This window comes from Pseudoalteromonas sp. SD03, from assembly GCF_040937955.1.
GTDB classification, from domain to species: Bacteria; Pseudomonadota; Gammaproteobacteria; order Enterobacterales; family Alteromonadaceae; genus Pseudoalteromonas; species Pseudoalteromonas tetraodonis.
Genome location: NZ_CP162514.1, coordinates 1,007,365 through 1,032,889, shown reverse-complemented (window position 1 = coordinate 1,032,889; position 25,525 = coordinate 1,007,365). Strand labels below are relative to the sequence as shown.

Sequence of the window (25,525 nt, the reverse complement as noted above, 5' to 3'; positions counted from 1 at the left end):
TCCTTCAAATTATGCAATTGCATCAATATCAATACCGCATTCACGCATTGCGGCAATTTTGTATCTTAATGCTCGGGTAGTTACCCCAAGCGCCTGTGCTGTTTGGGTACGATGCCCTTTAAATCGACTCAACAAACTGTATATGTAATCAAATTCTGCCTGCTTTTTATTTTCTTTTAACTGGGTGGCACAATAAGCTGCCGCCGCCGGTGAGCATTGCGGTAAATTTAAGTCTTCAACCTGAATCTCTGCCCCTCTTGCCATCACTAAGGCGCGTTGGATTACGTTTTCAATTTCACGCACATTCCCTGGCCAGTTGTAACAAAGCATCACATCTTCTGCTTGTTTACTAATATGAAACTCAGAGTTGCCATATTTTTTGATAAAGTGATAAGCCAATGGGATGATGTCATCAACACGATCCCGAAGTGCAGGCCAACTAAGTGGTAATACATCTAAACGATAAAATAAGTCTTCACGAAAAGCGCCTTGCTCAACCTGTTCACGCAGTACGCGGTTGGAGGCGGCAATAATGCGTATATCTAAATTGATTTTTTGATGACTACCCAGTCTTTCAACTTCGCGCTCTTGCAATACGCGCAGTAACTTAGCTTGTAAATCGAGCGGTAGCTCAGTAATTTCATCGAGTAAAATAGTACCGCCATTGGCTATTTCAAATTTGCCTGGCTGGGTATTTACAGCGCCGGTAAACGCACCTTTATTAAATCCAAATAACATAGCTTCGAGCATATTTTCTGGGATAGCAGCACAGTTAACTGCAATAAATGGCTTATCTTTGCGATCTGAAGCTTTATGAATAAAGTGCGCGAGCTTCTCTTTACCTGTTCCAGACTCGCCGGTGATTAACACGCCTGCTGAGGTATGTGCAGCGCGGTTGGCTAAACGTAATACTTGCTGTGATTTAGTAGAAACAGCGATTAAATCTTCAAACCCATGCTTCATTGAATCAGTGTTTCTGATTGTTTTTTTAAGCTGTTCAGCAAAGAAAGGTTTTAAGAGATAATCAACAGCGCCACCGGTATTAATTGTTTTTGAAGCAATTTCACTTTGCGATGAATCCACTAAAGTCACAATTTGTGAAGTTGGGCATGTTTTGCGCAGTAATTTTACTAATTCAACCAGCTCGAGTTGTTGAGTATCAGCATCAACAAACACGAGCTCAGGTTTATTAATAAGACAGTGACTAACCGCATCGCTGATGGAGTTTGTATGCAAAAACTTAAAATTTTCGGCAAATACAACTTGCTGAATTTCAGGCGTTGGCTGTTGTTCACTGATCCATAAGAGGTATCTTTGACTCATATAATTCCCTTACGATGCAATTAACTTGAGTGTCTGAAAAGACGAACTAAAACACGGCGATTAGACGATGCGCCCTGCTTTGAATTTTTAATAATGGGGTAGCGTTGACCATGCGCTCTCACTTCTAACATGTCTTTGGGTAAACCAAATTCAATGAGTCTTGAAGCTACGTCATCCGCTCTTTCTTTTGAAAGCAGCCGATTAGATAGCGGCGAGCCTGTATTATCGGTGTGGCCATCCACAAGTACTTTACTAACGCGATTGTCTAAAGAAATATAACGCACTAAATCCTTTAGAAATTTTAAGTCTTTTTCAGCTGTTACCGTGCGCTGCCCGCTGGCAAACTGTAACTGATGATCACGTGCTTGCTCCCAAGAAAGCGGAGAAAGGTTATTTAAACACTGTTGATAATCTGCAACTATTTCATCGCTATGGGTATTGGTAAACGTTAGGCGCAACTGCTCATCTTTAAAGCTGACTAAAGTGTCTAACCAACCACCTTGCTTAATTAAACGAAGTAAAGCACTTACATCCGCTGAAAATTGCACTTTATTGTCTTCGATATCTGTTGATGTGAAGTTAAGTGGGGTGAGTACTGTATTTGCTGATTGCCAATCGGCTTTGCGTGATGAAACGTGCAAGCGGGTTATTGGCTTATCTTTTAAAAGCCAAGTAAACACAAGTTGTTGCTGCTGTGCTGGCACGGTTTTAACTTCAAGCAACGCATAATTTTCAAAGCGCTGTTGTAGCGAACAAGCGAAAGAATCGCCCTTAACAGTCCAAGTCGAGTTTTCATAACTTTGGACCAGATTTTGTTCTGCAGCCTGCCCTGATTGCGTTAAAAATAATGCACAAGGAAGTGCAAATTTAATAATGTTAGGAAATCCGTTCATGAGTATTCCGTATAAGTTTAGAGAACAATTAAGTTTTTTAAATGAATAGCGAAATACAACAAATACAAACAAGGTATTAATTAATATCACTAAGTTAATGTAACCCCACGATCGTAGCGATTGCCTTAGACTGGAAGCTTTGCGTCCTATGCTTTCGCATAGTTTGCCATTTAATTTACTTATGCATTGTTTTTTACCAACATAAAAACTAGTAACTATGTATAATAAAAACAATAGACTATAGTTAAATAGAATTAATTGCAAATATTACTTACAAAATTCATGCTAAGTTCATTTGATAGATGAAATCTAACTAATTATCCCAACGATCCGAGTATATCAACACGAATGGTATCTGGAATTTCATTATAAGAAAGAACTACTAAGCTGCCTTTAGTAAAGGTTTTGGCGTAACGTGCCAGCAAGGGTCGTAACTGTGGCACCACAATTAATGTAGGTGTTACCCCTCTTGATTTCATATCTTCGACAATCAGTGGCATAGTGCGTTGAAATTGGCCTAGTAAATTAGGGTCAACCGCAAAACTATCCAGTACAACTTTGCCTGCTTGCATCGCTTGGTCGAGTGAGCTTTGTAAGGTACTTTCTAGTTTTTCATCTAAGCTGTAAGCACTGAGTTCATCACGATTACCCATTACCTGTTTTACTAATACTTTTTGCAAAGCACAGCGCACATCTGAAACCAGTAGAATAGGATCTTTAGTTACCTCAACACTGTCAATTAAAGTGCCTGCAATGGTGACAATATCTTTAATGCTAATGTGCTCTTTAAGCAATAAACGAATGACTTTAAGCTGCAAGTTAGTGGGTAAGGCTTTTTCGAAGGTTTCCGCTAAGCTAGGTGAAATCTCTTTTAAACGCTCATTGAGTTTTTGTACATCCTCATAACTGAATAGCTCATCTAAATGCTCTTTGATCACCTTACCAGTGTGTGTGGCAATAATGGTGCCTAAATCTACCACTGAGTAGCCCATATTCAACGCTTGGGTTTTGCTGTCATCTTTTATCCATACAGCTTCAAGCCCATAAGCAGGGTCGGTGGTTATTTCACCATCTAGCGAGCCATATACATCCCCGGTATTTAACGCCAGTAACTCTTTGGCATTCACATTGGCACTGGCAACGGGTACACCCGCTAAGTTTACTTTGTATTCTTGTGGATTTAGTTTCAGGTTATCTTTTATTCTGATCTCCGGTAATAAAAACCCAAGTTGTTCAGAGAGATTTTTACGCACACCTCTTAAGGTTTTTACCAGCTCTTCCCCTTTGTCTTTATCTGCTAAATAAACCAAACGAAAGCCAAGCTCAACCGACAGCTTATCAACATGAGAAATATCTCCCCACTCTAAGTGAGCTTGTTGCTCACTTAAAATGGTGTCGGTCATCTGCTCTGCTTCAATTAAGGAGTTATCGGGGAGAGAGCGCTGCAATCGCCAAGCAACATAAAACAATGGCGCAGCAAATGCTAAAAAGGCGACAGTTGGCATCCCTGGCACAATACCAAGCGTGACCATGATTAAAGCGGCGGTAAAAATAACACGCGGAGAGGCAAGTAACTGCTTACCGACTGCTTCACTCACATCACCTTCATCGTTCATTCGCGTAACAATAATTGCAGCAGCAACGGCTAACAGCAACGAGGGGATTTGTGCAACTAAGCCATCACCTATGGTTAATAGGGCAAAACGTTGAAACGCTTCGGCTAAACTTAAACCATGTTGAAAAGCACCTATTGATACACCACCGAGTAGGTTAATCACTAAAATAATTAAACCGGCAATGGCATCACCGCGCACAAACTTTGAGGCACCATCCATAGAGCCATAAAAATCGGCCTCTTGGGCTATGGTGCTGCGTCGCTCTTTTGCTTGCTCAGGGCCAATTAATCCAGCATTTAAATCCGCGTCAATTGCCATTTGTTTACCGGGCATAGCGTCTAGAGTAAAGCGTGCAGCCACCTCAGAAATACGCTCACCGCCTTTGGTAATAACCACAAAGTTAATCACCATTAAAATAACAAACACCACAATACCAACGACGTAGTTACCGCCTATAACCACTTCACCAAACGCTTGGATAACGCGACCTGCCACATCGGAGCCTTCATGGCCATGCAGCAATACCACACGTGTTGAGGCAATGTTTAGTGTTAAACGCATCAAGGTGGCGACTAACAAAATAGTCGGAAATACAGAAAAATCGAGCGGCTTTTTAGTAGATACCGCCACTAACAATACAATCACCGACAATACAATGTTAAAAGTGAATAATGCATCTAATAGCCATCCTGGTAATGGCAAAATAACCATCGACAAAACAGCTAACAGCAAAATAGGAATAGCGGTATAAGGTTGAGTAAAACTGCGCCAGTTCAAATTATAACTCCAACATCTAAGGTTTCTGTAAGTTTTTAGGGATTGTTAATTCAGGTAAGGCTGCGGGTGCTTGCCCACGTCCTTGCTTGTATGCTTTTAGTTGCAATACATAGGTCAGTACATAGGCAACTGCGCTGTATAAGCCGTTGGGCACTTCTTGGTCGACCCGGGTCGAGAAATAAATAGCCCGTGCTAATGCGGGGATTTCTATTATTTCTTTGTTATTCATACGGGCCACTTCGCGTATTCTCAGCGCCATTTCATCCACGCCTTTGGCGACAACATAAGGGGCTTTAGCTGCCTCTTCACTGTACTTTATTGCCACAGCATAATGAGTTGGATTGGTGACAATGACATCGGCAGTGGGAACGCGCTCTTCAATTTTTCGGTTTGATTGCTGATACTGTATTTGCCTAATTTTATTTTTAATTTCAGGGCTGCCGTCAGAAGATTTACGCTCTTCTTTTACCTCTTGGTGGGTCATTTTTATTTTATCGGCAATCTGTTTTTGCTGAAAAGGCACATCAATAACTGCAATAAAAAGTAGTAAAGTTACCGTGATCATTAACGATAAAAATAACAGTTCAATACCTTGGCCTATCGCCACTTTGATATCTAAGTTTTGTAATACCATGAGCTGCATCCACAGCTTGGTTAAAAAGGTATATAAGCAAATCGCCAGTAAGGTTATTTTTAATATCGATTTAAGCAGCTCAACTAACGACTGTTTACCAAACATTTTGCCTAACCCGGTTAATGGGTTGAGCTTGCTCATTTTTAGTGCGACCAGTTTTTTTGAAAACACAAACCCACCCGGTAAACACCCAGTGATCCACATTGCGCAAAAGCTTAATAATAAAAACGGCGTAAGGGTGGATAGCATATTCATAATGGCGTCACCCAATGCGATGGGCATCATTTTTTTGTTATTTATAATTGTGTGATCCAGCACCATGGTGCTGTTCATTAAGTTAACAAATAAGCTGTAAAATAAATTGGCAAACCACAATAGCCCAGCAATACTAACCATTAATAAAATAGCGGTGTTAAGCTCTTTTGAGCGCGCAACTTGGCCGTCTTCTTTGGCTTTTTTTAGCCGTTTCTCTGTGGGTTGTTCTGTTTTTTCTTGCGAGCTATTTTCAGACATACCGCTACCTCATCGCCTGTGCAAAGGTTGTTAGCACATGATACGTTAGCCTTGAAAACGCACTTCCGGTGTACTCTAAGGTCATAAATACACAGAAAAAGCCCATCAACAGCGACATAGGAAAACCCAATACAAAAATATTCAATGACGGCGCTGCTCTACTTGCCACACCAAAGGTTAAGTTAACCAATAACATGGCGACTATCCCTGGTAGCGAAAGCAGTAAAGCAGAGGAAAACATCCACGCAAATAGCATAATGATCGATTGAATATCAAACTCATAAATACTGCGCCCAATCGGAAAACTATGAAAACTCTCCACCATAACTTGTAGAGTTATCAGGTGGCCATCAACAGCAAAAAATAATAAGGCACACATAATCCAAAATAATTGCCCTAACAGGGCAACTTGGTTACCACTACCGGGGTCCATAACAAGCGCCATCGACAAACCCATCTGCATGGATAATATCAGCCCTATCATTGCCATTACTTCAAACAAAATACGCAGTGATAGACCCATCATTACCCCAAAAATAATTTGCTCGAAGGTTAAAATGGCGGCATCTAAAGAAAACAAGTCGATAGCAGGGGCTAGCGGTAACTGCGGAGCAACTAAAAAAGCCAACATCATAGACACTAAAATACGTGAGCGCGGCGTTACTGCCGGATTATCAAATACCGGCATAGACCATAAAAGTGCAGAAAAACGCACAAATGGCCACCAAAGCGTGCCCATCCAGCTGACTAAATCAGTAGACGTTAAAGAGAGTAATGAGCTCAACCAAATACCCCAGGTAACATAAATTTGAGCTTATCAAACCAATCAATCAAAATTTGTAGCATCCAATGGCCTGCAAATACCACCATTAACAAGGTTAATAACATACGCGGTAAAAACGTCAGAGTTTGCTCTTGGATAGAAGTAGCACCTTGAATAATAGCGACCACAATACCCAACAATAACCCGGGTACAATAAGCACTAAAATGAGCTTGATAATGGTATAAACTGCGCTTGAAATAAGCTCTACCGACATTTCTGGGGTCATGGTGACATTCCAAATGTAGCCGCCAGTGTACCCGCTATCATTGACCAGCCATCGGCAAGTACAAATACCATGAGCTTAAACGGTAAACTAATGATCAGCGGCGATAGCATCATCATGCCCATAGACATCAATACACTACTGACCACTAAGTCAATAATTAAAAAAGGAATAAACAACATAAAGCCAATTTGAAAAGCGGTAGTAAGCTCACTTAATACAAACGCAGGCATTAACACTTCAAACGGAATTTCTTCGGCGGTGAGTGTCGTTGGCTCATTGGCAATTAGCAGCACTTGGCGCAACTCACTTTCACGGGTTTGTCTGAGCATAAAAGCACGTAAAGGCTTTTCAGCGGTGAGTAAAGCGTCTTCTAATCCTATGGTTTGCTGCTGAAAAGGCGTATACGCGTTTTGATAAATATCTTGCCAAACCGGTCGCATAATCAACATGGTGAGCATCAGTGAGATGCCAATTAAAATTTTATTCGGCGGGCTTTGTTGTAACCCCATTGCTTGGCGTAAAATCGCCAATACAATGATAATCCTCGTAAAAGACGTTAAAACCATTAATAGCGCAGGTAATAAGCTCAATACCGTCATTAACAAAAGTATTTGCAGTTTAACGCTATAGTCTTGTCCGTCGGCCGTATCTTTTAGCGAAAACAGCGTAAGTTCTTCTGCATTTAGCCAGCTTGGTATAAACAACATGATCAACAGTAGGCTAACTTTAAAAATTACGCGTTTATTCATTTTTTTACTGATCCTTTGCGGTATCTGTTTGAGCAAATTTCAAACCATACTGCCCTTCAACCATCACGACTTCTGCTTTAGCAAAAAACACCCCATTCACCTTTACATCAAGCGCTTCGCCGGCTACTTTATCTAGTTTAAGCACGTCGCCTTCTTTGGCTTGGCTAAGCTCGCCCAAGGTAATTTCAGTACTTGCCACTTCAAGAGTCACTAACAAAGGAACGTCTTGAAAAAATGACATATTGCCTTCGTTCGTTTTATCAGCAGATTTGTCATCAAATCCATCAAAAGCATCAAGCTCTAAGCCCGCTAAGGCGCTATCAAGGTTTTCGTTCATAATTTAATTACTCGTTGTATTGTTTGATAATTGTGTGATTTGAAATGCTAAGCCAGCCTCTTGCTCAACGACTTGGCCTTTAAATATTTGTTTATGCCCTAGGTTAAATAGCGCCGCTTCATTAAGCTCAATCGGTAATACACCGCCGGCCACACAAGCTTTTAATTGCTTTAAAGTGACTTTTTTCTTTGCCATTTCAATCTGACCTTGCACTGCAAACTGTGCCCACATATCGGTATTGAGTGTGTCGCTACTTGCTGGGTCTTGCTCGCTATCGGCTGCGCAAAAAAAGCTAATTGGTAGCCATAAAAACCAACTTATTACTTGGCTTTCTAATATAAACCGCACTTTAAAAGCTAAATGTTGCAATGCTTCTGGTAAAGCATGCGATTTTTGTATTTCACCTAATAGCGCAGAGCGTTCTCTAAATAATAAGCCCTGAATACCTTGCACTTGGCGTTGTAATAAACGGCCACAAATACGGCTCTCTGTTGCACTCAATTCATTCGTGGTAGGTGAGTAATCGTGGCTTGAATTATCTGAATTATTGAATTGCCCGCCTAAACATAAATCAGCTGTTTTATGAGCACTTTGAAAATCAAGCGCTAAGAAAGCTTCGCCTTGAGTGGGTGCAAATAAAGGACAGGCAAGAAATATTCTAGGCGATTCTTTAAACCAACTATTAATAGTTGAATGCGAACAAGGCGAAATTTCTACATCAAAGCGGCTGTCGTTAAATAATTGGGCAAGTTCTAACTCCAATGCTTTACGAATATTGACGTTTATTTGCGCTGCTTTTTGCTGCGCGTGTTCGTAGGCTCTTTGCTCTAGCGTTAGTGCAAATGGAGTAATATGCTCAGAATCTTTCGCTTTAATTAACTTTGCTTTAGCGCTTAACGTTTTACTCATATCACTGTATTTCCTGATTCATTTCTATGTTGCCTATGCATTGGTTTTTTTTGCTTTTTTTAATTGGGCTTGTAACTGTAAATGATTAACAATATCGCTGCGTAAGCGCTCATTTTTACTTATCCACTCAACCCCTAAAAACACTAACTTGTCACTTACTTCGCGGCGGTACGTTACCTTGCCAGTCAATCGATTGGCTTTATCAAAAACCACAATAAATTTGTCTGGAATAGCCTTTTCAGCAGGGACTAATAAACCCACACCTCCTACGCTAATGTCTTTTGCAACGCCATGACAAAGTGGAATATCAATAAAGCAGCGACGAAGTAACTGTACGCCCACCCCGCCAAGCTGAACTGACTCTGGCTCGTAATTATCTTTGAGGTTTAAATTCCATCTTTTGTAACTTCGTTTAGTTTCTGATTGGTTACTCATAATTCTCTTCAAGGCGTAGCACAGGTTTATTAGCAGTTGCCGCACTGGCAGATTTTTTTACTGGGTTATTAATATTGCTATCATCAAACAACTGATTAAATTTTCCCTCTGCATCTTTAGTTAAAATAAGTAGTTCAACCCGTCTGTTTTCACTGGCTTTTTGGTTTTCTTTGTTAAGTGGTCGATTAGATGAGAATGCATTTACTTGCAACACTTGGCTTGATGGCATTCCGCCCATGGTCATCACTTTTCTGGCCTGTTGCGCCCTATCGCCAGAAATATCCCAATTACGAGAGCTACCATCAATAAACAGGCTGGCGTCGCTGTGCCCAGAAATAATAATTTTGTTATTAATGTCTTTTACTAAGCCGCCAAGGTATAAAAACAGATCTTCAAAAAACGGAGTCATTTGCGACTTTGAGCGTTCAAACATTTGATGATGTTTGTCATCTCTAATAATCACTCTTAGCCCTAAAGGCACTTCTTCAACTAATAAGTTATTTTTTAATAACTCTTCTTTACTAAGTTCATCAATGCTTTCAAGTAATAAACTCAGCTCAGATGAGGCTTCAAATTGGCTATCAATGGCTGAATTTAACTTCTCGCCTTGTCCTGCTTTAGGCTCAACGGTTCCATCGGGCACTTGTAACACTTCACTGATTCCTGGCCTTGGAGAGTCCGGCGGCGTAATTCCCGACTCTAAGTGCTTAATTACTGAAGGAGACCCCCCTAAATCAACGGGAAATGGGCTGTTTTGAGGGTCAAAAATAGCAGGGCCACCATCAAAAATTGAGTGAGTTCGCATGTAGTGTGCAATTTCTTCACGCTCAGATTCATTGGTGATCGCCATAATCCACATCACCATAAAAAACGCCATCATCGCTAAGGTAAAATCAGCAAAGGCGACTTTCCATGCGCCACCATGCGGTTTTTCGGTTGCTCTTCTACGAGAGCGTTTGATGACGATTTCTTGATTTTTGTTTTCCATCATTAAGCCGCCTTGTTAGTGATCCACTCTTCCATAGTGGTAAAGGTCGGTTTAATTTCTTCATTAATTAATTTTCTACCTGAGTCGGTCGCTACAATTGGCACGTGGCCCTTGGCATGAGCCACTAACATGGCACGCACACACTCAAACATTGCCACTTGTTTTTTTACATACTGCTCCATCGCAGAAGCAAGCGGTGCAATTAAACAATAACAGGCAAAAATACCAATAAAGGTTCCTACTAGCGCGGCTGCTACATGGTAGCCAATTTCACTTAAAGGCCCATCAAGATGCTGCATGGTGATAATAATGCCGCCTACCGCTGCCAAAATACCAAAACCAGGCATGGCTTCAGCAATATTAGCCAGTGAGTGAGATGGTTTAAGGCGCTGTTCTTCAATGGTGTAAATTTCTTGCTCTAACATGGCATCAAAGTCATGCGAGTTGATTTTTCCCATACTAAACAAACGTAAGTTATCGCAAATAAAAGTGACTAACTGAGGGAACTCATACACTTTTGGGTAGGCAAGAAAAATAGAGCTGGTTTCGGGGTTTTCAACATGCTCATCTAGGCCCTTTATGCCTTTCACTCTGGCTAAATCTAATAAAGAGTAAATAACCAGTAGCAGGTCGTGGTAAAGCTCAGAGGTATCGGTTCCTTTACCACTAATAAATTGATACTTTAATTGCGATAGCATTTCTATCAGTACATATTTTGAATTACCCACAATTAGCGCTCCTAAGCCAGCGCCAAAAATGATTAAAAATTCGTATGGCTGCCACATAGTGGCAATGTTACCGCCGGCAAACGCAAAACCACCTAATACTGTTGCAAGTACCACTATTAACCCTATAACTCTTTGCATTCTTTATTCCTTAGGTATTAGATTTTTTGAAGCGCTTGTGTGAGCGCTTCAAGTGCTTGTTTATGAAGTTGGCAAACACGTGCCTCTGTTAAATCGAGTGTTAATGCTATTTCTTTCATATTCATTTCGTGCATGTAATACAATTGTAAGAGCAGCTTTTCTCGGGTATTGAGCTTGCTCATGGCCGCTTTTAGCGTAGCTGCTGTCTCTTCCTTGTCGTGTGTATGGGCACTGGTAAGCGCTAAATTAGGGTTAGCTTCTAATAGCGCTTCAAGGCTATCAAATGCCTCGGCTTGCTCACTGTAGTGCAGTTGAATAAGCTCTTTATGGCTTATGCCTAATGCTTCACACATTTCGGTGTCTGTTGCATCACGACCAAGCTGCTTTTGAAGTGAGCGGCTCATATCACGAAGCTGATGAGACTGCTGCCTTAGTTGACGCGGTCGCCAATCAACACGTCGAAATTCATCTAGCATGGCTCCACGAATACGCTTAAACGCAAATGCAGCAAACTTTTCATCTAAGTCGCGGCCATAGCGACGAATAGACGACAGCAAGGCAATAATGCCTATTTGATAAATATCATCGTTATCAACAATAACGCCTACTTGAGTGCGCATATGCGCAGCCGCTCTATTAACTAAAAAAGAGTACTGCGATAATAGTTGCGTCTCTTTTTGCGGTGTGAATATCACTGGCGGCTCGGTGACTAGCTCGCCCCACTCCTCTTGCAGCATCATAGCGATAGCCTATTGAATAAAGACATTCGTAATGAGTACATTATCTAGACGAACCGAAACCGCATTCGCTAAAACCAAATTAAACTGCTCGAGTAAGTCTTTTTGAACCGCATCGATATCCTTAAAAACAGCTTTTGCTTGGCTATGGCTCATGTTGGCAAACTGTTTTACCAGTACATTTCTCACTAGCGGCTCCATGGCCTCTGTTCCTGTGTTGTAAACTGATGGCGAAGTAACAAGTACTAAGTCGAGCACTAAATAACGGGCAATTGAGTCATCTGATACGCTTATAATAAAGCGCTCCATTTCGTGATATTCAACTTTACTAATGTCAGCTTGTTTACTCTCTTGAGATGAGTCACTGTCGTTAAAAAACTGTCCCGCAAAAAATGCAGCCGCAATAAGTGCTAATACGGTTAGGGCTATTATTATTTTTTTCACTTTTATCTCTCTTAATCCAAGGTAGTTATACTAATAAATCTAACCAATCTAATGGCGATTTTGCTGAGTGAGTGCTGGCTGTATCACTATGGGAGGGCGACTCGGTTTGATTATTTGCAATCTCGTTATTTTCAAGCTGCTGTTGCGACTGCTGCTGTTTATCACTTAAATTAACATCCACTGTGGTGGATGAGTTTTGTGATAATGACTGACGCAACTGATCTAAAGTTTGTGCTATAGCATCTCTCACCTGCGCATTACTCGTAGTTAAACTGACTGAGGTTTTATCACCTTCAATATTTATCGATATTTCAATACTGCCTAAATTAGGAGGATCTAATCTAATTTGCGCGCGTTGTAGTTGTTGGCCTATTTGCAGTTTTACCTTGTCGCCAAGTACATGTAATAAGCGCTGCCCCCATTCACTGGGAGCCTCTTTTAATTTTTCTTTATGCCACTCAAAGCTCTCTGGCGCGGGTGCGGACGCTGAAAATGCATTCACTAATGTTGATTTTTGACCCGTACTCTCGCGACTTTCTGTAAAGACCATTTTCGATTGCGCACTTTGTGACAATGCCGCAAGCTCAAGTTTGCTCAGCGACACACTCGGTTGTATGGCTACTTGCTCACTGGTTAGGCTACTTGATTGCGCTTGTGCATAAGTGTTCAACACTACCGAAGGTTGATTTAATCGATTCAAAAGCGCTTGCGAGTATAGTGTTTGTGGTGCTTTGTCTACTTCGAGTGTATTTAATTCTTTATTAACTACTGCATTTGCTGGCGTTACATTTATCGCCGCAGTAGGCGCAGCCGTGGTGGCTATGTTCATTGCAATGTTTTGCACAGGCGTAGTTTTAGCAGGCTCTTGAGTTACAAAACTGTCTTCGCTCTGAGTCTCTAAATGCGTGGTCTGCAGCTGTTCATTAGCCACAAGCTGTGCTGTTGGTGCTTCCTCAGCCATTACTTCGCTATCTACACCAAGGTTACTATTTGGATTTAGTAAGGTTTTGACAGGCGCGCTTATTTTATTGGTATCAAGATTATAATTTGCGGTGCTAAAAAAATACGGATTTATTATTTCTTGTGTTTCTGCACTGGCATCTTCTTGCGCTAGTTGTTCTGAACTTTCTTGAGGTTGTTCACCTTGCACATTTTGCTGTTTTGTTTGCTGTTGCTTTGAAGAAAGCGTAAACGGCTCAAGCTCGCTCTGTAGTTCTTGCGCATCTGCAGGCGTACTACTTTTTAATATGGTTGGTTTATTAGTGGCACTGCCAAAGTCAGTCTTTGTCGCCATAGTATTTGCTTGGATACTCATAATGACAGTCCTTGTTGTACTTTTTCATATGCCAGTAAGCCTTCTTTATCCTCTTGATGGCGCTGCATTTGCACTTTGATAGCTGCTTGCTTTTGACTAACCAGCTCAATTAAGTCCGCGTAGCGTGCTTTTAGATTGTCTTGTTCAGTTTTCATTGAGCTAAACCAAGGCATACTTTGTAACTGTGCATAAAGCGCAAGTAACTGCTTATCGGCTGATTTAACCTCATACCAATTACTCTCATGGATAGCATCTTCCATGGTGCTAAGTAATTGTTCCATTTTTTGCGCTGCGTATTTTTGAGAGTGTTCCATTAGCAATACTGAATTCATTATAAGTTCATATTTCTTTTAGCAAAAAGCAAGCCAATTTTAAGTTGTTGTTTTATATTAATAAATAAAATAAAAACCCAAAAAGGCGGAAGCGGAACTTCCACACCGGAAGGAAGTGATGTGCTATTAATAATAAATAGAAAGATTATTTAAGCAGTAGAGGAAGTAAAAAAATAGCCGTGTTAAAAATGAAAAAACCAGCTAAGGGTAGCTGGTTCTAATACGTTTATTGTGTGCCTAACCCTTGCCACCCTTCTTGCAGGTTGTTCATCACCACACGGGTGGAATCAATATAGCTCAAGTCGTTTTTTATACTCGCTTGCAATAACGCTTGCCCACAATGCTGATAAAGGTTTTGCATGTTTTGCGCTACTTCACCGCCTTTTTCAAGGTCTAATGAGGCCTCAAGCCCGCCTAAAATGCGCATTAGCTTTTCAATACTTTCGGCTTTTTTATCATGTCTTTTTTGTTTTATATGGCCGGTTACTCTTTCAAGCTCATCCGAAAAACCATCAAATAACATTAACACCAGTTTATGAATATCAGCACTGGCCGCTTTTGCATCTACCGATGTGCTTTTATAGGCTGAAAAACCATCATTTAAATCTAACATCTATGTTTAGCCTCCAAATTGACCCATTGTAGATTCTAATTGCGCAATAGTCTGTTGCATTTGTGTAAACTGCGACAAGTAACGTTGGTACACTTGCTCCATCGACACTTCATGATCTTTTTGTTGCCTAGTGACTATATTTAAGCTCGCCTGCAATGATTGCTTTTTATCCGTCATCAAACCATAGCTTTTAGTGAAAGGCTCTACGCGGGTTTCCAGCTTAGATAACAACCCGTTTTCACCTGTAAGCATGCTGGTTAACTGCTCAGGGTTAGTCGCCATGGCTTCTTCAAGTTTTTTATTATCTATTTTTAAGTTACCGCTACGATCAAACTCAATACCCACAGAGAACAAGGTTTTACCTTCAAACGTACCCTGAAAATCGTTACGTAAAGAGCGAGCAAGGCCGGCAGCCATATTATCTCTTTTTAAGTACTGGTTACTGGTAATGCCATTGGTGAGCGAATTAAATTTATCTACAAAACTTTGGATGTTTTCTTTAGAGCTTTCTTGATCTTGGTTAATTGATATGTGAATTGGCTGATCGCCCGGCGACTGCGCCAACGTTAAATCAATCGTCACCCCATCAATAACCGTATCGAGTTTATTACTGCTTGAAGTGATTGTCAGTGCTGAATTAGCCCCTAGCTTAACAATCGCATCTTGCGCTAAGGTTAAATCTTGTTTGTTTGCTATGGCATTGGTGATATCAATGCCATTGGCATCCGCAGCTGGAGTAAAACTTACACCCACCTGATTAGCAGCACCCGGCTCAGCACTGGTTAAAGTTAAAAAAGTTTCTGTGCCAGAGCGCACAACAGAGGCTTTAACACCGCTATTATCAACATGCGAGTTGATAGCATTAGCAACATCAGTTAATGATGCATCGGCGCCAAGGCTTGCAAAATCAATACTAAACGCACTGCCTGCCAAATCGATACTTAACTCACCATCAGTGGTTAAAGCTTTAGCCGGGTCAAAACTCAATGCAACTTGGTGTGCTTGCGCTAATTGCTCCACAAATACATCGTACTCGCCGCTGGCTGCTGTGCCAGTTGCACTCACACCTAATGCCGATGGATTGCTCACTGTGGCTGTGTTGGAAAATAAACTACTGGTGTCTTTTAAGCTAGCTTGTAAGTCATCAAAAAAGCTTGATAAATTACTTTTCAGGCTATCAAACGCCTTAATTTGATTGCTAAAAAGGCTACTTTTAGTACTTAATTGCTGATCTTTAGCGCTACGCTCAATTTGTGTATATTGTGAGGCTAATTGCCCAGGATTGATTCCTATTGCAGAGCTCATTTTAATCTCCAAGCATTTTAGTTATAAGCAAAAAAATCTAGGGTAAATTTTTTTACTTATGACTATAAACAATAATAGCTACACCCTTAGGTGTAGCTATGCATACTTAATTGATTAATCACTATTAACGAAGTAGTGAACCAATCATTTGTGTTGTGCTGTTAGCTGTGCTCAGTACTGAAATACCAGAGTTCATTAGCAATTGTTGCTTAGTCATGTTTGATGTTTCAGCAGCAAAATCAGCGTCCATTAACGTACCTACAGCAGCTTGAGTGTTTTGCTTCATGTTAGATACGTTAGTCATTGTATGGTCAAGACGGTTCATTGATGCACCAAGCGTTGAACGTGCAGTACCAATTTCGCCAACCAAAGTATCAACAAACGCAATCTGCGCTTGTGCTGTTGCAACGTCTGTAAATGCAGCAGCATTACCAATAGCCGTTGTCACATTCCCTAGCTCTGTAGAAATATCAACATTAAGGGTTTCTGCTGCACTTGAACCTACTTGGAAATTAACCGCACCTGCACCAAACTTACCAGCAGCTGCTAAAAGTTTAGTGCCATCACCAAACGACGTATTAGTCATGATGTTTGTAAGCTCAGTAGCTAGTGCTGTGTATTCTGCACTTTGTGCAGCCCACTCTTTTGCACCGTTTGTATCACTTGAACCTTGAGTAGCAAGTTCTTTCATGCGGTAAGCAATGTTAGTCATTTCATCAAACGCACCTTCAGCAGTTTGCATCATAGACATAGCGTTGTTACCGTTGTATAAACCAGCGTCTTGACCACGTACTTGTGCGTTTAAGCGTGAAGCGATTTGTAGGCCAGCTGCATCATCTTTTGCAGAGTTAATTTTAAAACCAGAACCTAAACGCTCAAGTGCTGTAGACAAATCGTTGTTGCTACGACCAAGTTGATTTTGGATTGACATTGAAGCCATGTTTGATTGAATTGATAAAGCCATGTTTATTTCCTCTTTGAATTAATAGCTAAAGTAATTAGTGAACCTAAATCACCTTCTAATAACTAAGAGCGACCATATTTTTAATTACATAAACTTTTTTCTAATTATTTTTTTATTTTTTTATTTTTTTAATCAATGTGTTCAAAAAAGGTAAATTAAGCGTTTTAGACTGGCTAAAAGCAGATAAGTGGAATAGCAGAAATAAAAAACGATGCAGCAATACTAGATTGCTGCATTAAAAAATTAAGTGAGAGAGTATTGCACCATATTACGAGTAATGTTTGCTTGCGACATAATCGCAGCCACACTATTTACACTCGGGTTTTGCATATGCTGTTTAACCCCTAAACTTAAAGCAAGTAGTTCATCGGTATTGCCTAATGAACTAGCAGAGTCAAGCTGCTCTAGTTGGCTTTGTAATTGCTGTTTTTGTGCCTGAATTTTTATTAAATTGGCCTTTAAATGACGCTGCGCACTTTGAATTTGTTCACGATGCTGTGCAATAGAGGCATTTTTATCCGCTATTTTAGCAAGCTCATTAAGTGGGTTATCTAAATCATTAAGCTGCAACGAAATCGGGTTACCCGCCGCAACGCGCACACCTTGACCACTCATCACCCAAGGCTCTAAAAGTGGGGATGCATTTTCTTTTTGCGCACTAAAAAGCAGGCGATTTTCACGATTGAGCTCAACATTAATATGATGTGGTGCAAACGCATTTTGAATGGTGGTTAAATTGGTTTTTTCGTCTTGATAGGCGGGTAGCTTTAAGCTTAATGATTTGCCCGAACGCCCCATTACTAGCTGGATGTTTTCTTCATGTGGGCGTGCGCTAAGTAGATCTATATTTGCATTAAGCTGTTTGGTAATAGCACGATTTGGATCGGTTATTTTTAGCTGGGTATCAAGCCCTGAACCTTTTTTATTTGCTATGCCCTGTAGTGACGCTATTTGCACTTTAATCTTTTGTTGTTGCATAGGTTGTGGCTGAGAGTTAGCAGCTTGGGTATTTAATTGTTGCGCTAACTTTTCAAGCCCCATGTACAAATTTCGTATTGTGCTTTCGCTTTGCTCAGCTTTTGCCAACGCCTGACTAAGCGCTCCGCGCTGCGCCCAATCAGTCAGTACTTTAACTTGCTCCTCTCTGGCAACAATTTTGTTTTTCCACAAATTATTAGCAGAATCTTTTGATGATGTAACGAGTGCATCCGATTTATTGGTATTAACCAAGTCAATTGCTTGCGCCTTTTCGCTACTTTTAACCAGCATAGTTAGTTCCTGACAGTATTAAAATTTTAAATGTATGAAAACAATGAAAGTTTACTTACCGTTGAGTAAACCTGCATTGACGACTCATACGCCGCCATAGATTCATTCATCGAAATAAACGCTTCTGGATAATCAACAGCACTTAAATCATCCTGCAAATTAACCGTAAATGTGGTGATATCTTGATTACTAGTAGTAATAGAATCAAGCGAAGCCATAGTAGAGCCTATAGTGGTCACTTGGCTACTAATAGTACCTAAAAAGTCAGCTAATTTATCTATCATCACCCGTGATTGATTGCCAACGCCACCCGCTGGCGGATTATTTACTTCTACAAGGTAGTCTTGCATTGCATTTAAAAAGCCCGCACCAGGGTCTAAATCATTACCCACAATATTATTTTTTACACTTGAGTCGTCAGATACAGCGACCTCTCTGACAATATCGTCCCCGGCATAAACGTAATTCCCCGTAGCATCAATTTGAAACGGTTTTTCATCGGTTTTACTACCCGAAAAATAATACTTCCCATCGCTGTCGGTTGCATTCAGTAAGTCAACAATCGCAGGAAAGGCCACACTCATTTCTTGGCCTAGTGCTTTAATTTCTGACTCACCCATAGAGCCATCCGCCGCGGTGGTAATTAAACTTTGCAATGAATATATTTGATTAACTATGGCCGAAAGCTGCACTTCTTGTTGACCTAATGAAAAGTTAACCGCATCCATATTAGTTTTGTATTGCTCTAGCGATTTAATTTCTGAACCTAAATTCATAATCATCACAGTACCAAGCGGATCATCAGACGGCTTAAGAATTCGCTTATTGGTTGCCAGCTGAATCGACTTTTCGTTAAAGTTTTCAGTATTACTTTGAATGTTTTTAATTGAATTTAAATGAAACTGGTGACTACTAACTCTCATAATATTGCCCTTTAAAACATTTGCAGTAAAGATTTAAACATTTGATCTGCGGTGCTGATCACTTTGGCATTGGCACTATACATTTGCTGAAAATGCATTAAGCTTGCCGCCTCTTCATCAAGGTTTACACCACTAAAGCTATCGCGTGCAGCAATGGCGTTTTCACTCAAATTAGTGGCCGTGGTAATACTGTTTAGGTTTTGTTTACTGGTAATGGCAAGCTCACCCACTAATAACGTAAATTTATCGCCTTTTCCTGCCATTGAGGCAACAATATTTGCAATATTAGAGTTATCGCCCGGTCCTGAGGTACTACTGTCTTTAAAGCCAAGCTTATCGGGTGTGATCGCAGGGTTTATCTCAATTGTCCCTAATGGATTTAATGGATTGTAAGTAAACAGTGCTTCACCGGGGTCGTTATTTAAATCAAAGCCACTTTGCAGTGCACCGTTCATATCATCAGCAAGGTCGGCAACTAGGTCGTTTAAGGTTGCAAGGGTTGGTTTAATTACATCGTTATCAACACTGATCAAGCCACCAAATTGACCGCCGACGTTTTTATCAAGAGTAAATTCTTGACCAATAAACTCGCTTGTAACTGTAGTACCATTTACTGAGATTGAGGCGGCTTTACTACCTACCACCAGCGGGGCACCACTTAAGGTACTAATATCAATAAAGCCATTATCTCGCTCAACAATAGATACACCAATATGCCCAGATAACTGGTTTACTAACCGCTCTCGGTTGTCTTTCAGCTCTGCGGTTGATTGATTATTTGCTGTTGCTAACCCAATGCTACTGTTAATTTCAGCTATTTGCTTAGTTATAGAAGACACATTAAGCGCCACGTTACTCATTTGTGCATTTAACTTTGTTGCTTGGCCTGCCAGTGCGCCATTAATTTGCGCAATATCTTGCATAAAGCCTTCGGCTGAAGATAAAAATTGCTGCCTAAAGGCTTGTGAATCGGGCTTTGTTGCCGCAGCATTAAGTGCATCCGTTAAGCTGGCAAGAGAGTTATTTAAGTTGAGTGAGTCGGTACCAATTATTTGCTCAATAAAACCTAGATATGACTGTTTGTTTTCATAATAACGGGTATCTGAATTAGTACGCCAAATATCATCATTTAAAAAGGCGTCAACAACCCGGTCAACCGATGCCACCTCAACCCCGCCTAAATATACATTAGAGGTTTTAAATTGAGCTTGCTGACGCGAGTAACCTTCAACGGCTGCATTCGCCACATTTTGCCCTGACACAGTCAGCGCAATATTTGCTGCATTGAGGCCGCTTAACGCGTTATTTAACATAGACATAATTAACTACCTAATCGTATTAGCATTCAATGGCTGAACAAACGCCGACCCTGCATAAATATCATAGCTTTTGGTGGGTTCAACATTTTCAGCATTTTTATGATGATCATTAGCGACCAAGGTTTGGCTATTCTTAAATGTATTTTCTATCGGGGTAATTTTCTCATCAAACTGCTTAATAATCGCTTCGGCTAAACCCAGTTGATGAGTTGAGGCCAAGTGCTGCGCAGTTTGGGCGTTATGCATGTCTCTAAATTGGGCTTGCTCGTTACTATTAAAAAAACCATTGTTACCGGCCATAGTTTTGGTGGTGCTGTCCATGCTTTTTAATACGAGTTGTAAAAAAATCGCTTCAAACTGCTCTGCCGCTTGCTTTACGCCTGCTTCACTGTTGCCGGTAATGTTTTCTAGGTGAGTGGGGTCTATCGCTAATGACTGAGATAATTGGGTTGATGACTCTATTTTCATGGCTATTTCCTTTAAATAACTAATAGCTCGGCTTCTAAAGCCCCAGCATTATCAAGTGCAATTAATATCGACATAAGCTCGGCTGGCGTTGCGCCAAGTGCATTTACCGCTTTAACTATTTCATCTAAAGAGGTGCCTTCAGGCCACAGCAGCATATTTCGTTGTTGTTGATCTACCGTGATATCACTTGATTGTGTAGCTGTGGTTTGGCCATTTGAAAACGGCCCAGGTTGCGACACTTGCTCTTGTTCGCTAATGGTAATGGTTAAATTGCCATGATTAACGGCCGCCTGATTCACCCGTACAGTATCGTTCATTACTACAGTACCGGTGCGACTATTAAATACGATTTTAGGACGCTCAGAGCCTTGCTCTACACTAATGTCTTGTAGCATCGACATAAACGTGTTGCGACTATTGGCATCGCTTGGCGCACTGACCACTAAACGCGCCCAATTTTCAGCAGTGGCCACATCGGGTCCAAATACTTTGTTTATTGCGCGCACGACATTGCGAGCAGTTTGATAATTTGGATCTTTTAAATTAAGAATCACATCGCTTTGGCTTTCATACATAGCCGTAACACTGCGCTCAATGATGGCGCCATTGGGAATAAGCCCCGAAGTAGGCACATTGACAGTCACCGAGGAGCCACTTTTTCCACTGGCATTAATACCCCCTACCACTAAGTTACCTTGTGCTAGCGCATACACTTTGCCATCAACCCCTTTTAACGGGGTCAACATTAAGCTACCACCATGTAAGCTTTTTGCATCGCCTAATGAGTTCACAGTTACATCAATGGCTTGGCCTGGGCTTCCCATTGGCGGCAACGTAGCATGTACCGCAACGGCGGCAATATTTTTAGATTTTGGTAATCGTTCTTCATCTACAGAGACACCAAATTGCTTTAGCATATTACTTAACGATTGGCCGGCAAATTTCACTTGGGCTTTATCGCCCGACCCCGGTAAACCTACCACTAGTCCGTAACCTACCAGTTGGTTTTCTCGCACACCTAGCACATCAACAATATCTAATAATGGACGTGCTTTGGCGGCTACAGTTGCAGGCGCTAATAGGCTAAAAAAGCACACTAGCATTAATAGTAAATATTTCATTAAAACCTCAGTAATCCCTTAAAACGGATTTAAGAATCGGGTAAATAAAGTGGTAAACCAACCTGGGCGATTCGCATCTGCCAAAGTGCCTTTGCCGGTATAACTTATTTGTGCCTCTGCAATACGAAGCGACGAAACACGGTTACTTACATCAATATCGCCTGGGCGAACCAACCCTTCAATTTCAATGTATTCATCACCTTGGTTGAGCTTAATTTGCTTACGCCCTTTAATAACCAGCGACCCATTAGATAAAACATGATTAACCCGTACAGTAATAGCGCCACTGAGGAAGTTTTGCTGGCTGGCACTGCTTTCACCGTCAAACTTAGCACTCGAGCCTATACCCAAATTAAAATCAGCTACATTGAGTGCACCAGCTACTGGCACCGAAACATCCAAGTCGGTACTTTTATCTAAACTCGAATCGGCACTTTTACTCGATTGCGTACGCTCGTTCAGCACCACAGTTAAAATATCGCCAACCCGGTAAGCACGTTTATCTGCATACAAAGAAAACATATAGTTATCTTGAAATAAGCTACCATCTTGCTGATTCAAACCCTGTGCATAGGCATCTTGGCTTATTTCATAGTCTTGAACTGATTTTTGAGTGGTATTTTGTGGGCATTTCACTTCCCCATACACCACTTCACATTCCACCATTTGAGTTTTTGATGGAGTGTTGCTGCAACCAGCAACACCTAAAAGCAGCAAAAATAATGTTAACTTATTCATCATAATCATACGTTTTGGTTTATAAAGCGCAGCATTTCATCTGCCGCAGAGACTACTTTAGCGTTCATCTCGTAAGCGCGCTGTACGGCAATCATGCTCACCATTTCATCAACGACGCTCACGTTTGAGCCTTCAATAGTAAATTGTTGTAAGCCCCCAAAAGCATCTTCGCCAGGGATACCCTCAACAGGTTCACCCGATGCCGCTGTTTCGCGGTACAAGTTGCCACCTAAACTTTGTAAGCCTGCAGGGTTTGCAAAGTTAACCGTTAACATTTGACCTAACTCTACCGCTTGCGCATCTTTACCCACTACCGCAGTAACGGTGCCATCGGTGCCAATACTCACTTTGGTGGTGCCCTCTGGCAGCGCAATATTTTGTGCCAATGGTAAGCCGTTGCTGTTTACCAGTAATGACTCAGAGTTAAGTTGAAACTGACCGTTACGGGTAAATAATAACTCGCCGTCAGGGCTTTCAATTTGAAAGAAACCTTGCCCAGCAATGGCCACATCTAACTGGTTGCTGGTTGTTTCAAAACTGCCTTCAGTAAATTGCTTTTGCGTGCCGTTAATACGCACACCGGTTCCCACCTGAATCCCAGATGGCAGCTGATTAAGCTCATCTACCTGCGCGCCAGGTTGTTTTTGTACTTGGTAAAATAAGTCTTCAAATACCGCTCTGTCTTTTTTAAAACCGGCAGTGCTCACGTTCGCGAGGTTATTAGATATTGTTGTCATTCTTAAATCTTGCGCTGCAAGACCGGTTTTACTCACCCATAATGCTGAATTCATGTTTGGCTTCCTGTTTATCCACGTCCACTGATGAGCTTATTACCGCTGGTCGCTAATTCGTCAGCAGACTTCATCATTTTTACATTCATCTCAAATTGGCGACTGATATTCATGGTTTTGATCATTTCAGCCACGGCATTCACATTAGAGCCTTCTAAAGCACCAGTTCTTACTGTGATTGTTTCGTCGGCCTCAAGAGGCTGTAAATCGTTAGCTCTGAGTAAGCCATCAGCACCTTTGATTAAGTTTGCATCGGTGCTGGCTAATTTAATTTGCGCATCTTCTGCAATTACACCGCCACCAATGGGGGTTAGGTTAATCATGCCGTTTGAGCCAATTTCAATATCACCAAACTCAGGAAGTTGAATATCGCCACCGTCACCTTGCACACGTAGGCCATTAACAGTAATAAAGCCATCGGCATCAACCACTAAATTACCCGCGCGGGTATAAGCCGGTTCGCCATTGTCATCCATCACTTCTAAATAACCGCCGTTGCTTAGTGCTATATCAAGATTACGGCCAGTATCCATGATTGGCCCTGACGATAAATCAGTAGTTACTGGTGTTAGTTGCGCGTGGTAACGAGTACGAAAGCCCTCGCCTTGTACCATCATTGATTGCGCTTGCTCTAAGTCGGCTTTAAAACCTACGGTGCTAACATTTGCTAGGTTATTTGCAGCAACACGTAAGGCGGTATTATTAAGTTCAGCACCCGAAACAGCGGTATAAATTAACTTTTCCACGCTCAGCTTCCTTAGGTGTTACTAAATAAAATTTGCATCATTTCATCAGCGCTGCTGATGGTTTTTGCGTTGGCTTGGTAGTTTTGTTGAAATGACATTAAACCAACCAGCTGCTCACTAATATCAACATTTGAGCCCATAAATGAACCCGATAGCAATTTACCCAGTGAGCCACTTTCTGGCTCGCCGTAGAGTGCAGAGCCAGACTCTTCAGTTTGATACCACACGGTATTGCTGCCTTGCTCTAAACCATCAACGTTCGCAAACGAAGCAAGTACAACTTGGCCTTGTAATTTAGATTCACCGTTAGTAAATGTTGCAAATACACGGCCGTCGTCTTCAACTTTCACACCAGAAAACGCTCCTGAGGTATAGCCGTTGGCATCATTTTCGTTAACACTGAAACTTGAACCAAACTGCGTAGTGCCATCAAATTTAAGTGCGATATTTAATGCTGCAGCACCACTGGTTATTTCTGCATTTCCTGGTGTTGAAGTAATAGGCACTTCTAAATCAACCGCCGTTAAATCGCCTGAAAACGGCACCATTTTTCCATCGGTATCAAAGTTAAGTGTAATGGTTCCGGCGTTAATTGAACCACCCGCACCATCATCAATAGCTTGAGAACCTGTCGTCGCACCAAGCGCTGAGAGCTGACCTTGAGTAAGGGGTTTACCATCTAAGAAAAACATCGCTTGCCATTCATTACTACCCGTATGGTTAAAGTACTGGGTCATCACATGGCTATTACCTAATGAGTCGAACACTTCGGTAGATTGAGAAAAGTTATATTGGCTGCCATCTTTAGGATCAAATACCGCAGGAGCTGTTGGATAAGCAATCACATCGCTAGAAGAACTTAAGTTACCGTTAAAGTTAATGTTTGTACTAGCTTGCGCTTCTATGTTTGAGGCTTCAATTTTTAAATCGGTTAATACACCCGGTACAATTGTCGGGTCACCACCATCAACTTGAGACACGCCAAAGCCTTGCAGTTTGCCGCCGTTGGCATTAACAATATTTAAGTCATTATCTAACTGAAACTGACCTGCTTGGGTGTAAGCCGTTCGGCCGTTTTCTGATATGGCAAAAAACCCTTGGCCATCAATAGCAATATCCAGCGCATTACCAGTGCGCACAATTTCACCACCGGTGACAAAATCTTCTTTAACATTGGCAACTTTTACACCGCCGCGTTGGCTACCGTTATAAACCGCGGCAAATTCTGCAGTGTTATTTTTATAACCAGCAGTACCCGAGTTAGCAATATTATTACTGGTTACTTCTAATCCTGTTTGGGTACTTTTAAGACCACTTAATCCTATATTGAACATAGACATATTATTTACT

General features: G+C 41.2%; 28 protein-coding genes and 1 riboswitch. All 28 genes read right to left on the bottom strand.

Translation table 11 applies throughout. From position 1 onward, the window contains the following. Positions 1-9: 9 nt before the first annotated feature. The gene (locus ABZP26_RS04810) at positions 10-1,323 is read right to left on the bottom strand and encodes a sigma 54-interacting transcriptional regulator (protein ID WP_368485413.1); all 1,314 of its coding nucleotides are present in this window, start codon (positions 1,321-1,323) and stop codon (positions 10-12) included. Between the two features lie 20 nt (positions 1,324-1,343). After that, entirely contained in the window at positions 1,344-2,216 is an 873-nt protein-coding gene (locus ABZP26_RS04805) for an OmpA family protein (protein WP_028835452.1), read from the bottom strand. A 95-nt stretch (positions 2,217-2,311) separates the two neighbouring features. Beyond that, positions 2,312-2,394: riboswitch (cyclic di-GMP riboswitch) on the bottom strand. A gap of 139 nt (positions 2,395-2,533) precedes the next feature. Then, the gene (gene flhA / locus ABZP26_RS04800; RefSeq protein ID WP_138764138.1) at positions 2,534-4,609 is read right to left on the bottom strand and encodes a flagellar biosynthesis protein FlhA; all 2,076 of its coding nucleotides are present in this window, start codon (positions 4,607-4,609) and stop codon (positions 2,534-2,536) included. Between the two features lie 16 nt (positions 4,610-4,625). Continuing rightward, on the bottom strand, positions 4,626-5,756 hold the full coding sequence (gene flhB, locus ABZP26_RS04795) for a flagellar biosynthesis protein FlhB (RefSeq protein WP_028835453.1): 1,131 nt from the start codon (positions 5,754-5,756) through the stop codon (positions 4,626-4,628). A 4-nt stretch (positions 5,757-5,760) separates the two neighbouring features. Further along, entirely contained in the window at positions 5,761-6,540 is a 780-nt protein-coding gene (gene fliR, locus ABZP26_RS04790) for a flagellar biosynthetic protein FliR (protein ID WP_290191248.1), read from the bottom strand. Beyond that, positions 6,537-6,806 (bottom strand): flagellar biosynthetic protein FliQ, encoded by a 270-nt coding sequence (locus tag ABZP26_RS04785; protein ID WP_013464397.1) that lies wholly within the window; start codon positions 6,804-6,806, stop codon positions 6,537-6,539. Before ABZP26_RS04785 ends, fliR begins: the two co-directional genes overlap by 4 nt. Further along, positions 6,803-7,555: a flagellar type III secretion system pore protein FliP gene (gene fliP / locus ABZP26_RS04780; RefSeq protein WP_013464396.1), complete on the bottom strand. Its 753-nt coding sequence runs from the start codon at positions 7,553-7,555 to the stop codon at positions 6,803-6,805. The genes ABZP26_RS04785 and fliP overlap by 4 nt, the downstream gene beginning before the upstream one ends. Positions 7,556-7,559: 4 nt before the next feature. Next, positions 7,560-7,892 (bottom strand): FliM/FliN family flagellar motor switch protein, encoded by a 333-nt coding sequence (locus ABZP26_RS04775; RefSeq protein WP_055011667.1) that lies wholly within the window; start codon positions 7,890-7,892, stop codon positions 7,560-7,562. Between the two features lie 3 nt (positions 7,893-7,895). Continuing rightward, on the bottom strand, positions 7,896-8,801 hold the full coding sequence (locus ABZP26_RS04770) for a FliM/FliN family flagellar motor switch protein (RefSeq protein ID WP_290191247.1): 906 nt from the start codon (positions 8,799-8,801) through the stop codon (positions 7,896-7,898). Between the two features lie 33 nt (positions 8,802-8,834). After that, positions 8,835-9,236, bottom strand: a complete 402-nt coding sequence (locus ABZP26_RS04765; RefSeq protein ID WP_013464393.1) for a PilZ domain-containing protein — start codon at positions 9,234-9,236, stop codon at positions 8,835-8,837. Next, on the bottom strand, positions 9,229-10,227 hold the full coding sequence (locus ABZP26_RS04760; RefSeq protein ID WP_290191246.1) for a flagellar motor protein MotB: 999 nt from the start codon (positions 10,225-10,227) through the stop codon (positions 9,229-9,231). The genes ABZP26_RS04765 and ABZP26_RS04760 overlap by 8 nt, the downstream gene beginning before the upstream one ends. Beyond that, positions 10,227-11,090 carry a flagellar motor stator protein MotA gene (motA, locus tag ABZP26_RS04755; protein ID WP_368485412.1) on the bottom strand — a complete coding sequence of 288 codons (864 nt, stop codon included), beginning with the start codon at positions 11,088-11,090 and terminating at the stop codon, positions 10,227-10,229. Before motA ends, ABZP26_RS04760 begins: the two co-directional genes overlap by 1 nt. Positions 11,091-11,107: 17 nt before the next feature. After that, positions 11,108-11,830 carry a FliA/WhiG family RNA polymerase sigma factor gene (locus tag ABZP26_RS04750; RefSeq protein ID WP_051440338.1) on the bottom strand — a complete coding sequence of 241 codons (723 nt, stop codon included), beginning with the start codon at positions 11,828-11,830 and terminating at the stop codon, positions 11,108-11,110. Between the two features lie 9 nt (positions 11,831-11,839). Next, a complete protein-coding gene (locus ABZP26_RS04745) occupies positions 11,840-12,271 on the bottom strand; it encodes a flagellar basal body-associated FliL family protein (protein ID WP_028835459.1) in 432 nt (143 codons plus the stop codon). 25 nt (positions 12,272-12,296) lie between these two features. After that, complete coding sequence (locus tag ABZP26_RS04740) at positions 12,297-13,586, bottom strand: flagellar hook-length control protein FliK (protein ID WP_290191245.1); 1,290 nt, start codon at positions 13,584-13,586, stop codon at positions 12,297-12,299. Further along, positions 13,583-13,918 carry a hypothetical protein gene (locus ABZP26_RS04735; RefSeq protein WP_290191244.1) on the bottom strand — a complete coding sequence of 112 codons (336 nt, stop codon included), beginning with the start codon at positions 13,916-13,918 and terminating at the stop codon, positions 13,583-13,585. The genes ABZP26_RS04740 and ABZP26_RS04735 overlap by 4 nt, the downstream gene beginning before the upstream one ends. Before the next feature lie 226 nt (positions 13,919-14,144). Next, positions 14,145-14,531, bottom strand: a complete 387-nt coding sequence (gene fliS, locus ABZP26_RS04730) for a flagellar export chaperone FliS (RefSeq protein ID WP_016899403.1) — start codon at positions 14,529-14,531, stop codon at positions 14,145-14,147. 6 nt (positions 14,532-14,537) lie between these two features. Continuing rightward, entirely contained in the window at positions 14,538-15,836 is a 1,299-nt protein-coding gene (fliD, locus tag ABZP26_RS04725; RefSeq protein ID WP_290191243.1) for a flagellar filament capping protein FliD, read from the bottom strand. 124 nt (positions 15,837-15,960) lie between these two features. Then, positions 15,961-16,800, bottom strand: a complete 840-nt coding sequence (locus tag ABZP26_RS04720; RefSeq protein WP_016899401.1) for a flagellin — start codon at positions 16,798-16,800, stop codon at positions 15,961-15,963. 243 nt (positions 16,801-17,043) lie between these two features. Then, complete coding sequence (locus tag ABZP26_RS04715) at positions 17,044-18,069, bottom strand: hypothetical protein (RefSeq protein ID WP_028835462.1); 1,026 nt, start codon at positions 18,067-18,069, stop codon at positions 17,044-17,046. A 26-nt stretch (positions 18,070-18,095) separates the two neighbouring features. Beyond that, positions 18,096-18,992: a flagellar hook-associated protein FlgL gene (gene flgL / locus ABZP26_RS04710; protein ID WP_028835463.1), complete on the bottom strand. Its 897-nt coding sequence runs from the start codon at positions 18,990-18,992 to the stop codon at positions 18,096-18,098. Between the two features lie 11 nt (positions 18,993-19,003). Continuing rightward, a complete protein-coding gene (gene flgK / locus ABZP26_RS04705; protein WP_290191242.1) occupies positions 19,004-20,311 on the bottom strand; it encodes a flagellar hook-associated protein FlgK in 1,308 nt (435 codons plus the stop codon). 6 nt (positions 20,312-20,317) lie between these two features. After that, positions 20,318-20,779, bottom strand: a complete 462-nt coding sequence (locus ABZP26_RS04700) for a rod-binding protein (protein ID WP_290191241.1) — start codon at positions 20,777-20,779, stop codon at positions 20,318-20,320. An 11-nt stretch (positions 20,780-20,790) separates the two neighbouring features. Further along, positions 20,791-21,900, bottom strand: coding sequence for a flagellar basal body P-ring protein FlgI (locus ABZP26_RS04695; protein ID WP_013464384.1), 1,110 nt, complete (start codon positions 21,898-21,900; stop codon positions 20,791-20,793). Positions 21,901-21,918: 18 nt separating this feature from the next. After that, the gene (locus tag ABZP26_RS04690) at positions 21,919-22,641 is read right to left on the bottom strand and encodes a flagellar basal body L-ring protein FlgH (RefSeq protein ID WP_013464383.1); all 723 of its coding nucleotides are present in this window, start codon (positions 22,639-22,641) and stop codon (positions 21,919-21,921) included. A 2-nt stretch (positions 22,642-22,643) separates the two neighbouring features. Then, complete coding sequence (flgG, locus tag ABZP26_RS04685) at positions 22,644-23,429, bottom strand: flagellar basal-body rod protein FlgG (protein ID WP_010391154.1); 786 nt, start codon at positions 23,427-23,429, stop codon at positions 22,644-22,646. A 14-nt stretch (positions 23,430-23,443) separates the two neighbouring features. Then, positions 23,444-24,175 (bottom strand): flagellar basal body rod protein FlgF, encoded by a 732-nt coding sequence (locus ABZP26_RS04680; RefSeq protein WP_036956803.1) that lies wholly within the window; start codon positions 24,173-24,175, stop codon positions 23,444-23,446. 11 nt (positions 24,176-24,186) lie between these two features. After that, entirely contained in the window at positions 24,187-25,515 is a 1,329-nt protein-coding gene (locus ABZP26_RS04675; RefSeq protein ID WP_036956802.1) for a flagellar hook protein FlgE, read from the bottom strand. Positions 25,516-25,525 lie beyond the last annotated feature (10 nt).